At 69.2% G+C, this 12,580-nt stretch carries 14 protein-coding genes and 1 pseudogene; 10 read left to right on the forward strand and 5 right to left on the reverse strand.

The window, feature by feature from the left end:
* Positions 1 to 36: 36 nt before the first annotated feature.
* From BBK82_RS47525 to BBK82_RS15405, 3 genes are read right to left on the reverse strand one after another with little or no spacing between them, the layout of a single operon-like run.
* Positions 37 to 297, reverse strand: a complete 261-nt coding sequence (locus tag BBK82_RS47525) for a hypothetical protein (RefSeq protein WP_335618087.1) — start codon at positions 295 to 297, stop codon at positions 37 to 39.
* Entirely contained in the window at positions 297 to 656 is a 360-nt protein-coding gene (locus tag BBK82_RS51605) for a PDDEXK family nuclease (protein WP_071812611.1), read from the reverse strand. Before BBK82_RS51605 ends, BBK82_RS47525 begins: the two co-directional genes overlap by 1 nt.
* Before the next feature lie 43 nt (positions 657 to 699).
* Positions 700 to 2,961 (reverse strand): (Fe-S)-binding protein, encoded by a 2,262-nt coding sequence (locus BBK82_RS15405; protein ID WP_065915636.1) that lies wholly within the window; start codon positions 2,959 to 2,961, stop codon positions 700 to 702.
* Positions 2,962 to 3,104: 143 nt separating this feature from the next.
* Between BBK82_RS15405 and BBK82_RS15410 the strand changes: the two genes are divergently transcribed.
* From BBK82_RS15410 to BBK82_RS15450, 9 genes and pseudogenes are all read left to right on the forward strand, one after another.
* Positions 3,105 to 3,428, forward strand: a complete 324-nt coding sequence (locus BBK82_RS15410) for a DMT family transporter (RefSeq protein WP_065915637.1) — start codon at positions 3,105 to 3,107, stop codon at positions 3,426 to 3,428.
* Positions 3,425 to 4,000 carry a TetR/AcrR family transcriptional regulator gene (locus BBK82_RS15415; protein ID WP_065915638.1) on the forward strand — a complete coding sequence of 192 codons (576 nt, stop codon included), beginning with the start codon at positions 3,425 to 3,427 and terminating at the stop codon, positions 3,998 to 4,000. Before BBK82_RS15410 ends, BBK82_RS15415 begins: the two co-directional genes overlap by 4 nt.
* Before the next feature lie 264 nt (positions 4,001 to 4,264).
* Entirely contained in the window at positions 4,265 to 4,558 is a 294-nt protein-coding gene (locus BBK82_RS15420; protein WP_065915639.1) for a hypothetical protein, read from the forward strand.
* Positions 4,559 to 4,640: 82 nt separating this feature from the next.
* The gene (locus BBK82_RS15425; RefSeq protein ID WP_065915640.1) at positions 4,641 to 5,468 is read left to right on the forward strand and encodes a DUF4097 family beta strand repeat-containing protein; all 828 of its coding nucleotides are present in this window, start codon (positions 4,641 to 4,643) and stop codon (positions 5,466 to 5,468) included.
* A gap of 187 nt (positions 5,469 to 5,655) precedes the next feature.
* Positions 5,656 to 7,526, forward strand: a pseudogene (gene dnaK / locus BBK82_RS15430) (molecular chaperone DnaK).
* Positions 7,523 to 8,149, forward strand: a complete 627-nt coding sequence (gene grpE / locus BBK82_RS15435) for a nucleotide exchange factor GrpE (protein ID WP_065915641.1) — start codon at positions 7,523 to 7,525, stop codon at positions 8,147 to 8,149. Before dnaK ends, grpE begins: the two are co-directional and overlap by 4 nt.
* A 17-nt stretch (positions 8,150 to 8,166) precedes the next feature.
* Positions 8,167 to 9,324 (forward strand): molecular chaperone DnaJ, encoded by a 1,158-nt coding sequence (dnaJ, locus tag BBK82_RS15440; protein ID WP_065915642.1) that lies wholly within the window; start codon positions 8,167 to 8,169, stop codon positions 9,322 to 9,324.
* Positions 9,325 to 9,330: 6 nt separating this feature from the next.
* Complete coding sequence (locus BBK82_RS15445) at positions 9,331 to 9,759, forward strand: heat shock protein transcriptional repressor HspR (RefSeq protein ID WP_065915643.1); 429 nt, start codon at positions 9,331 to 9,333, stop codon at positions 9,757 to 9,759.
* Positions 9,756 to 10,262, forward strand: coding sequence for a hypothetical protein (locus BBK82_RS15450; protein WP_065915644.1), 507 nt, complete (start codon positions 9,756 to 9,758; stop codon positions 10,260 to 10,262). Before BBK82_RS15445 ends, BBK82_RS15450 begins: the two co-directional genes overlap by 4 nt.
* Position 10,263: 1 nt before the next feature.
* Here BBK82_RS15450 and BBK82_RS15455 read toward each other — a convergent pair whose 3' ends face one another.
* Positions 10,264 to 11,160 (reverse strand): SDR family oxidoreductase, encoded by an 897-nt coding sequence (locus BBK82_RS15455; RefSeq protein WP_065915645.1) that lies wholly within the window; start codon positions 11,158 to 11,160, stop codon positions 10,264 to 10,266.
* 86 nt (positions 11,161 to 11,246) lie between these two features.
* Here BBK82_RS15455 and BBK82_RS15460 point away from each other — a divergent pair, with 86 nt between their 5' ends.
* Positions 11,247 to 11,813, forward strand: coding sequence for a TetR/AcrR family transcriptional regulator (locus BBK82_RS15460; RefSeq protein ID WP_065921091.1), 567 nt, complete (start codon positions 11,247 to 11,249; stop codon positions 11,811 to 11,813).
* Between the two features lie 44 nt (positions 11,814 to 11,857).
* Here the strand turns inward: BBK82_RS15460 and BBK82_RS15465 are convergent, their stop codons facing one another.
* Positions 11,858 to 12,478: a pyridoxamine 5'-phosphate oxidase family protein gene (locus BBK82_RS15465; RefSeq protein WP_335618088.1), complete on the reverse strand. Its 621-nt coding sequence runs from the start codon at positions 12,476 to 12,478 to the stop codon at positions 11,858 to 11,860.
* Positions 12,479 to 12,580: the final 102 nt, after the last annotated feature.

Here is a 12,580-nt window from a genome sequence, read left to right on the forward strand (position 1 = left end):
AAGGCCCTCGGTCCACATCGGACAGAGGGCCTTTGACTACGCGTACCAGGATTCGAGTAGCTGAGCCGGATCGAAGTTCATCGGGAACGGTACGTCGGTCTTGAACGTTTGCCCGGAGAGTGCGGTCGCAAGCGGCTTGTACGTCTCGCCGTCGAGCTCAAGAAGTTCGACCTTCACTGCGTGTGGCTTCGCGAACTCCACTCGCATGAAGTACGGGATCCCGGCTTGAGCACATTCGGCCGGCTTGTTGATGCGATCGCGCCGACGGCTGGATGCCGATACGAACTCGACCGGCATCAGCACGAGGTCTGCGGGATCCAGGTCAGGTCCTCGATCGGCTGTTGCAACACGGTCAGGTCGGGCTGAATCCAACGCTGAGGACTGAACTCGACGTTGACTGTCGGGTAGACCCGCCTGCCGGCCTTCATCGCTTGGTCGTCGATGAGCATCGCCAGTCGAAGCATGCCGAAGCCGTTGGGGCTCCCCTCGTACGGGCTCTTTACCAGGTAACCGTCCAAGCATTCGTACTTCACCCGTGGGGCGCCCGGGATGGGGAGGTAGAGCTCGGCCAACTCTGTCGTCCAGATGCCGTGCAGGTCGACCAAAGGGTCGAACGGCAACGGCATTGCCTCTGCGCTCATCTGCTCCACCTCCACATCCAGGAGGGTACCGGCTACCAGGTCTGACGGTCGTTTGGGATCAGACCTTCGACTTGTCCTCGTCCGGCAGCGGCGTGCCCGTCGGCACCTCGTCCGTCGGCGTGTCGGCCTTCTCCGTGCCCCGCCGCACCGACTCCAGCAGCATCTGTGCCACGTCCACGACCTCGACGTGCGCGCCCGCCTGGCCGTCGGACTGCCGCGCGGTCACGCCGTCGGTCAGCATCACGCGGCAGAACGGGCAGCCGGTCGCGATCTTCGACGGCGCGGTGCCCAGGGCCTCGTCGACGCGGTCGAGGTTGATGCGCTTGCCGATGCGCTCTTCCATCCACATGCGCGCGCCGCCGGCGCCGCAGCACATCGAGCGCTCTTCGTGGCGCGGCATCTCGCGCAGCTTCGCGCCGGATGCGCCGATGAGCTCGCGCGGGGCCTCGTAGACCTTGTTGTGGCGGCCCAGGTAGCACGGGTCGTGGTAGGTCACGTCCTCGGTGACCGGTGCGACCGGGACCAGGCGGCGTTCGCGGACCAGCTTGTTCAGCAGCTGCGTGTGGTGCACGACCTCGTAGGTGCCACCGACCTGCGGGTACTCGTTCGCGAGCGTGTTGAAGCAGTGCGCGCACGTCACGACGATCTTGCGCTGGCCGGCCGGGCGGTCTTCGAAGACCGCGTTCAGGACCTCGACGTTCTGCTGCGCGAGCATCTGGAAGAGGAACTCGTTGCCGGCGCGGCGGGCCGGGTCGCCGGTGCAGGTCTCCTCCGGGCCGAGGACCGTGTACTTGACGCCCGCGGTGTGCAGCAGCTCGGCCACGGCGCGGGTGGTCTTCTTCGCGCGGTCCTCGAACGCGCCGGCGCAGCCGACCCAGAACAGGTACTCGGCGTCGCCGAGCTCGCCCTCGAAGACCGGCACCTCGAAGTCCAGGCCCTCGGTCCACGCGAGGCGGTCCTTGGCGTTCTGGCCCCAGGGGTTGCCCTTGTTCTCCAGGTTCTTGAACATGCCGCCGAGCTCGGTCGGGAAGTTCGACTCGATCAGCACCTGGTAGCGGCGCATGTCGACGATGTGGTCGACGTGCTCGATGTCGACCGGGCACTGCTCGACGCAGGCACCGCAGGTCGTGCAGGACCACAGCACCTCGGGGTCGATGACACCCAGCTCGTCGGGGCCGCCGACCAGCGGGCGCTCGGACTCGGCCATCGCCAGCACGTCGATCGACTCGAGGCGCTTCTTGTAGTCCTCGTACTTGTCCTCGGTCAGGCCGACCTCGTCGCCTGCCATGTCACGCGAGCCGCCGGCCAGCAGGTACGGGGCCTTGGCGAACGCGTGGTCGCGCAGCTGCGTGATGACCATCTTGGGGGACAACGGCTTGCCGGTGTTCCAGGCCGGGCACTGCGACTGGCAGCGGCCGCACTCGGTGCAGGTGGAGAAGTCGAGCCAGCCCTTCCAGCTGAAGTCCTCGACCTTGCCGACGCCGAACACGTCCTTGTCGGGATCGGCCTCCTCCAGGTCGAGCACCTTGCCGCCGGACATCATCGGCTTCAGGGCGCCCAGGGCGACGCCGCCGTCGTCCTCGCGCTTGAAGTAGATGTTGAAGAACGCAGAGAACCGGTGCCAGGCGATGCCCATGGTCAGGTTCCGGCCGACCACGACCAGCCAGATCATGCCGCTCAGCAGCTTGACCAGCGCCATGACCGACACCCAGATCGGTGCGGCCGGCAGCAGGGAAGCGAGCGGCTGGGTCACGAACGACGTCCACAGCGGCGCGGACTCGAGGCCGCTCGACTGCTTGAACGCCTTCACGAGCAGGATGCCGAGGCCTTCGATGATGACGACGGCCTCGACGAAGTACGCCGACCTGAAGCTGGAACCGGCGAAGCGCGAGACGCGGTCGGCGCGGCGCGGGTGGTTGCGCTGGCGGATGACGGCGAGGGCCACACCACCGACGACGGTGCCCAGGCCCAGCAGTTCGACGAGCAGCAGCCACAGCGACCACGTGCCGATGACCGGCCAGTGGAAGCGCGGGTCGAACACCTCGCCGTAGGCCTCGAACAGCACCGCGGAGCCGATGAGGAAGCCCCACATCACCATCCAGTGCCACGGGGCGACCGAGCGGAACTTGGCCATCCTGGTGTGCGCGACGAACTCGACGACCAACGTCTTGAGCCGCGGCCAGAACGGGCCCGTGCGCGTCCCGTCCGGCTGGCCGAGCCGGATGATCTTGATCATCTTCCAGACGCCGGCGACGAACACGCCCCAGGCGACGACGCTCACCACTACGGCGACGAGTCCGAGAACCAGCTGGAGGGTCATGGCGGGAGTCTAGGCCAGGTTACTGCTGAGTAACCACTTGGACGTGGCCGGTGTCTCCCAACGTACCGGTCAAGTACCCGGAAAGTGATCAAAAACTTGTGGAACAATCGTTCAGGTAGTTGTGCGGACATCCGGAGGTCGCCGTGCTGTACCTGTATCTCGCTGCGGCGATCGTCGCGGAGATCGCCGCCACCGTCTCCCTCAAGCTCTCCGAAGGCTTCACCAAACCGTGGCCTTCGGTTGTTGTCGTCGTCGGCTATGCGATCGCCTTTACAGCGCTCTCACGCGCGTTGAAGTCGGGTATGCCCGTAGGGGTCGCGTACGCCGTGTGGTCCGCCATCGGTGTCGCAGCCGTGGCGGTCATCGGCTGGAAGTTCCTCGGTGAGACGCTCAACCCCACGATGGTCGTCGGGTTGGCCCTGATCATCGGAGGCGTGGTGACCCTCGAGCTCGGGAGGACGCACTGACGGCCGTGGTGGACGGACGCAAGGCGCGCGGCGAGAGGAAGCGGCGTGCCATCGTCGAGGCCACGTTGCGGGTCATCGAACGCGACGGCATCGCGGGCGTGACGCACCGCAGCGTGGCGCGTGAGGCCGGTGTGCCGACGACGGCGCCGACTTACTACTTCGCGACGCTCGACGACCTGTTGATCGCCACGCTGACGTGGGTGGCCGAAGAGCTGTGCGACGACATGCTGGGCATCGTCGCGAGCGGCGGTACCGCGCGGGAGATCGCGAAGAGCCTCGCCAGGGCGGTCGACGAGCACCGCGGCCGCACGCTCGCCGAGTACGAGCTGTACCTGCTGGCCGGTCGCCGCCCCGAGCTGAGGCCCGCCGCGCGCCGGTGGCTGGACGTCGCCGTGGAGGCCGCGAGACCGGCCGACCCGGTGGCGTTCCGGGCGTTCCTCGCCGCGGTCGACGGCCTGCTGATCCAGGGGCTGATCGCCGACGTTGCTCCGAACGAGGACGAGCTGGAGCCGATCGTGTCCTTCTTGATCCGCGGCCGCGACGGCTCCACGGCCGCGACGCGGGGAGAATGACGGGTATGAAGTTCGCGCGAGAGGTGTCCGGCATCAGCCACGGGGTGAGCCTCGGGCTGCTGACCGCGCTTTACGTGCGCGACGGTCTGGCGTTGTCGGTGGACGTCGAACCGCACGTGCCGGGGCTGGAGCCGTCGCTGCCGGTGGGGGTGCCGGCCGGTGTGGACCGCGCGGCCGTGACCGCCGAGTGGCCCGGTTGGTGGGCGGACGCGCTGGACGCGTGCACGCGGCCTCGAGTCGGCCGTCCCCGAGGACGCGGAGGCGTTGCTGACCCGGCCGGCCTGCCGGGCCGCGGTGCTCGCGTTCAAGCCGGGCATCGAGGCGGTGCACCGGCTGCAGAGCCCGGCCGCGTTGCCGATCGGCGACGTGCTGCGCGGCGTCGAGTCGCGGATCGGCCGGTGGGCGCAGAGCGTGGAGCTGCACATCGCCGAGGTCCCGGTCGAGGGCCTGCTGTGGGAGCGGATCGCGCCCGCGCACGTGCTGGCGTCGTCGCGGTTCCTCAACGACCCGGCGCGCACGGCCCCGGCGTTGCGGGCGATCCTGGAAGATCTGGTCTGAGGCTCAGGTAGGGCCAGCCCCACCCCGCCTCCGGGGGTCTGCTGCCGTGCTCGCGAGCCCCCACCACCTCTAGTTTTGTCCCATGCTGAGGACGGCGTTGGTGGCGTTGCTGGTGGGGGCGGTGCTCTCCGCGTGTGGCATCCGCATTCAGGAGTACGAGTTCGAGGACGACCACGTGGTCGCCGAGGGCATCACGTCGGTGCGCGCGATCACCGGCTCGGGGAACGTGACGATCAGGCACCAGCCCGGCCTGACCGAGACGAAGATCCACCGCAAGGTCGAGCACGCCAAGGACAACAAGCCGACCCAGGTCTCGCACCGGGTCGAGGGCAGCTCGCTGGTGCTCGACGGTTGCGGCAACAACTGCGAGGTGAACTACACGATCGCGGTGCCGTCGGCGACGACCACGCTGGTCGGTGACATCGGGTCGGGTGACCTGGAGGTCGAGGGGCTGGCCTCGGTCGACTTCATCACCGGTTCCGGCAGGGTCGTCGTCCGTGACGTCGCCGGTGACGTGAAGGTCAAGACCGGCTCCGGCGACTTCCAGGCCACCAGGGTCGGTGGCACGGTGACCGCGAACCTGGGCTCCGGCAACATCGACCTGGACGCGATCAAGGGGAAGACGCTGGTCAACACCAGTTCCGGTCGCATCAACGGCACCTCGCTGGAGAGCGAGGTGGTCGCGGACGCCGACTCGGGGGACGTCGAGCTCACGCTCGCGGCGGCGAAGTCCGTGACGGTGGACACCGGGTCCGGCGAGGTCATCGTGCGGCTGCCGGGAGGTCCGTACAAGGTCAGCGGGGAGTCGGGCAGCGGGGAGCGCTCGATCGGTGTGCGGACCGATCCGGCGTCGCAGCTGGAGCTGAAGCTGACCACCGGGTCGGGAGACGTGCGCGTGCTGCAGGTCTGAGCTCCGCCGAGGGGGACTGTGTCGAGGGCCACTCCACATGGAGTGGCCCTTGGTGCGTTGTGAGGGAACAACCAGAACTTCCCCTCCGTTGAGCCAGTCAGAAAGCTTGAGTCGGGTAGGCTCAAGCTTGAGCGGGTGGCAAACTTGAGCCCGCAACGCTCAACAAGTACTAGCGGAAGGAACTCCAATGGCGCGTGCAGTCGGCATCGACTTGGGGACGACCAACTCCGTCGTCGCCGTTCTCGAGGGCGGTGAGCCGACGGTCATCGCCAACTCGGAGGGCTCGAGGACGACCCCGTCCATCGTCGCGTTCGCCAAGAACGGCGAGGTCCTCGTGGGTCAGCCCGCGAAGAACCAGGCCGTCACCAACGTCGACCGCACCATCCGCTCGGTCAAGCGCCACATCGGCACCGACTGGAAGACCGACGAGGTCGACGGCAAGAAGTACACCTCGCAGGAGATCAGCGCGCGCGTGCTGATGAAGCTGAAGCGCGACGCCGAGGCCTACCTGGGCGAAGAGATCACCGACGCGGTCATCACCGTCCCCGCCTACTTCGAGGACGCGCAGCGCCAGGCCACCAAGGAGGCCGGCCAGATCGCGGGCCTCAACGTGCTCCGCATCGTCAACGAGCCGACCTCCGCCGCTCTGGCGTACGGCCTCGACAAGGGCGAGAAGGAGCAGACCATCCTGGTCTTCGACCTCGGTGGCGGCACGTTCGACGTCTCGCTGCTCGAGCTCGGTGACGGCGTCGTGGAGGTCCGCGCGACCTCCGGTGACAACCACCTCGGTGGCGACGACTGGGACCAGCGCGTCGTCGACTGGCTGGTCGAGCGCTTCAAGCAGGCCAACGGCATCGACCTGACCAAGGACAAGATGGCCCTGCAGCGGATCCGCGAGGCCGCTGAGAAGGCCAAGATCGAGCTGTCCAGCTCGGCGCAGGCGTCCATCAACCTGCCCTACATCACGGTCGACGCGGACAAGAACCCGCTGTTCCTCGACGAGACGCTGTCGCGCGCCGAGTTCCAGCGCATCACGTCCGACCTGCTCGAGCGCACCCGCGCGCCGTTCAACAACGTGATCAAGGACGCCGGCGTCTCCGTCGGCGACATCGACCACGTCGTGCTCGTCGGTGGCTCGACCCGCATGCCCGCCGTCGCGGAGCTCGTCAAGGAGCTGACCGGCGGCCGTGAGCCCAACAAGGGCGTGAACCCGGACGAGGTCGTCGCCGTCGGCGCCGCCCTGCAGGCCGGTGTCCTCAAGGGCGAGGTCAAGGACGTCCTGCTGCTCGACGTCACCCCGCTGTCCCTCGGCATCGAGACCAAGGGCGGCATCATGACCAAGCTGATCGAGCGCAACACCACGATCCCGACCAAGCGGTCCGAGACCTTCACGACGGCGGACGACAACCAGCCGTCCGTGCAGATCCAGGTCTTCCAGGGTGAGCGCGAGATCGCCTCGCAGAACAAGAAGCTCGGCATGTTCGAGCTGACCGGCCTGCCGCCCGCCCCGCGCGGCGTGCCGCAGATCGAGGTCACCTTCGACATCGACGCGAACGGCATCGTCCACGTGTCGGCGAAGGACCTCGGCACCGGCAAGGAGCAGTCGATGACGATCACCGGTGGCTCCGCGCTGCCGAAGGACGACATCGACCGCATGGTGAAGGACGCCGAGGCCCACGCGGAGGAGGACAAGCGCCGCCGCGAGGAGGTCGAGGTCCGCAACCAGGCCGAGACGCTCGTCTACCAGACGGAGAAGGTCGTCAAGGAGAACGACGACAAGCTCCCGCCGAGATCAAGGACAAGGTCAACGCCGCCGTCGCCGAGGCGAACGAGGCGCTCAAGGGCACCGACATCAACGCCATCAAGGCCGCGGTGGAGAAGCTCGCGACCGAGTCGCAGGCCATCGGCCAGGCGATCTACGCCAACGCGCCGGGTGCCGCCGGTGCCGAGGCGCCGGGTGCCGGTGCCGGCGCCGGTGCCGCGGGTGCCGGGCAGGCCAAGTCCGACCAGGACGACGTCGTTGACGCCGAGATCGTGGACGAGGACGAGAAGAAGTGACCGAACCGAGGCACGCGGCTCCTGACGAGGAGCAGCCTCAGGTCGTCGTGAACGACCGGCGCCGGATCGACCCGGAAACGGGTGAGGTCCGCGCGCCGGCCGCTCCGGCGGAAGAGGGCGCTGCTCCGGCCGAGGACGAGAACGTGGTCACTGCCGAGTTCGTGGACGACGCCGCGGTCGAGCTGAAGGCCCAGCTCGACGAGCGCACCGCGGACTTGCAGCGGCTCACCGCCGAGTACGCGAACTACCGCAAGCGGGTGGAACGCGACCGGGAAGCGGTGATCAACAACGCGAAGGCGTCCGTGGCCGCCGAGCTCCTCTCGGTGCTGGACGACGTCGAACGGGCCGCCGCTCACGGCGACCTGACCGGCGCGTTCAAGGCGGTGGCGGACAAGCTCGTGTCCACCTTGCAGAAGACCGGCCTGGAGCCGTTCGCGCACGAGGGCGAGGCGTTCGACCCGTCGGTGCACGAGGCCGTGCAGCACAGCACGTCCCCGGACGTCGAGGGCCCGACCGTCACCGCCGTGCTGCGGCGCGGCTACCGGTTCGGCGAGAAGCTCGTCCGCCCGGCGCTGGTCGCCGTGACGGACCACGAGCCGGCAGCACCCGCTGAAGACAGCTGAAGGGAGGGAGACGTCCGGTGAGTGCTAGGGACTGGATCGAGAAGGACTTCTACCGCGAACTGGGCGTCTCCTCCGACGCCTCGGCGGACGAGATCAAGAAGTCGTACCGCAAGCTCGCCCGTGAGCTGCACCCCGACGCCAACCCCGGCGACGCCAAGGCGGAGGCCCGCTTCAAGTCGGTCTCCGAGGCGTACGGCGTGCTGTCCGACCCGGCGAAGCGCAAGCAGTACGACGAGGCTCGCCGCCTGTTCGCGGGCGGAGGAGGCTTTCCCGGCGGCTTCGGCGGTGCCGGTGGCTTCGACGTCAACGACCTGTTCGGCCGCGCGGCCCAGGGCACCGGTGGCGGCGGACTGGGCGACCTGCTCGGCGGCCTGTTCAACCGGCGCTCGGGTGGTGCGGGCTCGGCCACGCGTCCCCGTCGCGGCGAGGACGTGGAGACCGACGTCCGGCTCGACTTCACCGAGGCGGTGCGAGGGGCGCAGGTGCCACTGCGGCTGTCCTCGCCCGCCGCGTGCTCGACGTGCAACGGGTCCGGTGCCAAGCCGGGCACGACCCCGCACACCTGCGCCACCTGCTCGGGTTCCGGCCTGGTCACGCGGTCGCAGGGCGCGTTCGCGTTCAGCGAGCCGTGCCGCGACTGCCGCGGCACCGGCCGGATCATCGACGACCCGTGCCCCGAGTGCGGTGGCGACGGCGTCAGCACCAGGACCCGCACGCTGACCGTCCGGATCCCACCGGGAGTCGACGACGGCCAGCGGATCCGCCTCGCGGGCCAGGGCGAACCCGGTCGCAACGGCGGGCCGTCGGGCGACCTGTTCGTCCGGGTGCACGTCAACCCGCACAGCGTGTTCGGCCGCCAGGGCAACGACCTGACGCTGACCGCGCCGATGACGTTCTCCGAGCTGGCGCTGGGCACGACGTTGACCGTGCCGACGCTGGACGGCAAGGTGACTTTGAAGGTTCCCGCCGGCACCGCCTCCGGGCGCGTGCTGCGGGCCCGCGGCAAGGGCATCACCCGCAAGGACGGCAACCAGGGCGATCTGCTGATCACGCTGGAGGTCGCCGTGCCGAACAACCTGTCCTCCGAGGCTCGCCAGGCCCTGGAGGCCTACGCGGACGTGACCAAGGACCACGACCCGCGAGGTGATCTGAACGCGCTGCTGGAAGGGCGGTGAGTTCCGGTGAGTTTTCCGTTCCCACCAGGCACTGACGAGGACACCCCGTTCTTCGTCATCTCGGTGGCGGCTCAACTCTCCGGCCTGCACGCGCAGACCCTGCGGTCCTACGACCGGATGGGCCTCGTGTCGCCGGGCCGCACCACCGGCGGCGGCCGCCGGTACTCGATGCGCGACATCGTGCTGCTGCGCGAGGTCCAGCGCCTCTCCCAGGAGGAGGGCGTCAACCTCGCCGGCATCAAGCGGATCATCGACCTGGAACACCAGGTCGACGCCCTGCGCTCGCGCGTCACCGAGCTGACCCAGGAGCTGGCGCAGGCCTTGGCCGCCGCCGACTCCGCAGCAGCCGCGGTGCACGCCTCCTACCGCCGGGACCTGGTCCCGCTGCGGCACGAGACGGCGCTCGTGGTGTGGAAGCCCAAGCCGCGCAAGTGATCGAGCGTCTTTACGAGGTGTTCGCGCTGCCGCGTCCCGCAGTGGTCGACTTCTGCGACCACTGCGTGGACCCGGCGGACGTCGCACCGTTCACGTCGGTGCCGCTGCGCGAGCTGACCCCCGACCACGTCGAGAAGTTCTGGCTGCGTTCCGGCACGATCGGGGACGCGGCCTTCGTGCGCTACCTCCTGCCACGGGTGCTGGACCTGATCGCGGCCGGCGAGCTGGAGGCCGACTTCTTCTGGCTGCGCCTGGCCACCGAGGCACACGCGGGCGGTGACCAGCGGGAACGGGCTGCGGTCGAGGCTTACTTCCTCGCCACGCCACGCGCGTTGGCGGCGCTCGTCGACGAGGTCACGACCGCGAAGCGGGCCGACCACGACCTGGCGACGTGGCTGCGCGAACCAGACCCGCTCGCCGTGCTGGAGGACGCCGCGCTGACCGGCTCCGACCCCGACGGCGCCTGCTCCGCCGCCCACCAGGCGCTGGAGTCGTGGCGCTGACTCACCGCTCGAAGTAGAACCCGGCTTCCAGGTCCTCCAGGAGGCCGGGTTCGCGCGTCTCCCAGCCCAGCAGCGCCTTCGTGTGCTCCGCGGACGTGGGTGCGTCGCGCGACACCATGAACGCCAACGGCCCGAAGTGCTCCTGCGCCCGTTCGGCCGGGATGCTCTCGACCGGCACGCCCAGCTTCCGCCCGATGACCTCCGCGATCGCCTTCAGCGGCACCGCCTCCTCGGCGACCGCGTGCAGCACCGCGCCCGCCGGGGCCTGCTCCACCGCGAGCCGGTAGAGCCGGGCCGCGTCCCGCGTGTGCGTCGCCGACCAGCGGTTCGTGCCGTCGCCGGGGTAGCCGGACACCCCGGTCGCCCGCGCGGTCCTGACCAGGATCGGGATGAACCCGCCCGTGTCGAGCTCGCTGTGCACGGTGGGCGGCAGCACCACCACCGAACCGCGCACGTCCGCGGCGTCGATGATGGCGTTGCGGGCGGCGCCGCGGTTGTCGGCGCCGGAGACCCGCTCCTCCTCCGTGGCCGTGCGGCCCAGCCCGGAGTACGACAGCGTGCCGCTGGTGCCCACGAGCGGCTTGCCCGTGCCCGCCAGCTCGTCGAGGAACGCCCTGACGACCGCGAGGTCGGCATCGGAGGCGGCCGCGTAGTTCCCGGCGAACAGCTCGTCGTGCTTGAACGCCAGGTGGACCACCGCGTCGGCCTCGGCGGCGCCCTTGCGCAGGCCGTCCAGGTCGTCGAGGTCACCGCGCCGGACCCCGGCGCCCCAGGACTCCAGCCTGGCGGCGGAGGCGTCGGACCGGGCCAGGCCGACGACCTCGTGCCCGGCTCCCAGCAGTTCGGGGACGAGCGCCGAGCCGACGTGACCGCTGGCGCCCGTGACGAAGATCTTCATCGCGCTTCTCCAACAAGTGATGGGACTTGGTCTCATCAACCGTAGCAGAGTGATGGGACCAAGTCGCATCACTTAGGATGGGCGTCATGGGCCGATGGGAGCCGGACGCGCGGCAGCGGTTGGTGCGCGCCGCACTCGACCTGTTCAGCGAACAGGGGTACGACAACACCGCGGTCGCGCAGATCGCCGAGCGCGCCGGCCTCACCAAGAGCACGTTCTTCCGGCACTACCGGGACAAGCGCGAGGTGCTGTTCGGCGGTCAGGACGAGCTGGCCGAGGTGCTCACCGGTGGCATCGCCGGTGCGCCGGAGCAGGCGGAACCGATGGCCGCGGTGGAGGCCGCGCTGGTCGCGGTCGGCGGGTGGTTCACCGAGGAGCAGCGCGAGTACGGGTCGCAGCGGCAGGCGGTGATCGGGTCCAACCTCGAGCTGCGCGAGCGGGCGGCGTTGAAGATGGCCGGGTTCGCCGTGGCGATGAAGGACGCGTTGCACCGGCGTGGCGTGCCCGAGCTGGCGGCGGTGGTCGCCGCCGAGCTCGGCGTGCTGGCGTTCGAACGGGCGTACGGCACCTGGCTGGAGACCGCCGGGGACTGGTCCGAGGTCGCCCGGCGGTCGGTCGCCGAGGTGCGGGCCGCGGCTGCCGAGCTCGGCTAGCGGCCCAGGTCAGCCCAGGTCAGCCCAGTCCAGGTCAGCCCGGTTCAGCTCTTCTCAGCCTCCGCGCGGTCCGCCTTCGCGCCGAAGAAGTCGCCGCCCTTGCGCTTCACGTCATCCGTGCCCCAGTCGCGCACGCGGTCCACCGGGACCATCCGGGGGATGTGCTTGCGGCAGTGGACGTACGCCTCCTGCACCTGCACGACGACCCAGCGCTCGACCTTGCGGTCGTCGGTGGGGAACTCCTCGCGCGCGATGCGGGCCCTGCCGTTGACGTGCAGGCCGATCAGGTCGTCGGTGAAGTCCACCATGAGCATGCCGACGTGCGGGTTCTCCATGATGTTGCCGAGCGAGGCCATCACGCCGTTGCCGCGGTACTCGGGGTACGCGATCGTCCGTGAGTCGATCACCTGGATGAACCCGGCCGGTCCTGCTCGCAGGGTCGAGTCGCACTCGCCGTCGGCGTCGGCCGTCGAGATGAACGCCATCTCCATCCGGCCGACGAACTCGGCCATCGCGGGGTTGAGGTGGTCCAGCACCTGGTCCGAGTAGAAGCGTGTGGCGCGATCGGTGGTCTCCAGGGCACATTGGAGGAAGTGCTCACCGCGTGAGCCGGGGCGCTCGACACGGTCGGACGAGGTGGTTGTGGTCAAGTCAGGCAGGGACACGCGCCACACCGTTCCACGCAAGCACGCAACGCGGTACAGAAGGTTCCTCATATTCACACTGTTGCGGTAACAAGTAGTTGCGTACCGTAATCATGCTTCGCT

Source organism: Lentzea guizhouensis (assembly GCF_001701025.1).
Taxonomy (GTDB): Bacteria; Actinomycetota; Actinomycetes; order Mycobacteriales; family Pseudonocardiaceae; genus Lentzea; species Lentzea guizhouensis.

Bases quoted from the DNA above. Each gene is read 5' to 3' on its own strand.
- BBK82_RS15405 (WP_065915636.1), bottom strand. From the start codon at position 2,961: ATGACCCTCCAGCTGGTTCTCGGACTCGTCGCCGTAGTGGTGAGCGTC.
- BBK82_RS15455 (WP_065915645.1), bottom strand. From the start codon at position 11,160: ATGAAGATCTTCGTCACGGGCGCCAGCGGTCACGTCGGCTCGGCGCTC.
- BBK82_RS15425 (WP_065915640.1), top strand. From the start codon at position 4,641: ATGCTGAGGACGGCGTTGGTGGCGTTGCTGGTGGGGGCGGTGCTCTCC.
- BBK82_RS47525 (WP_335618087.1), bottom strand. From the start codon at position 297: ATGCCGGTCGAGTTCGTATCGGCATCCAGCCGTCGGCGCGATCGCATC.
- BBK82_RS15460 (WP_065921091.1), top strand. From the start codon at position 11,247: ATGGGCCGATGGGAGCCGGACGCGCGGCAGCGGTTGGTGCGCGCCGCA.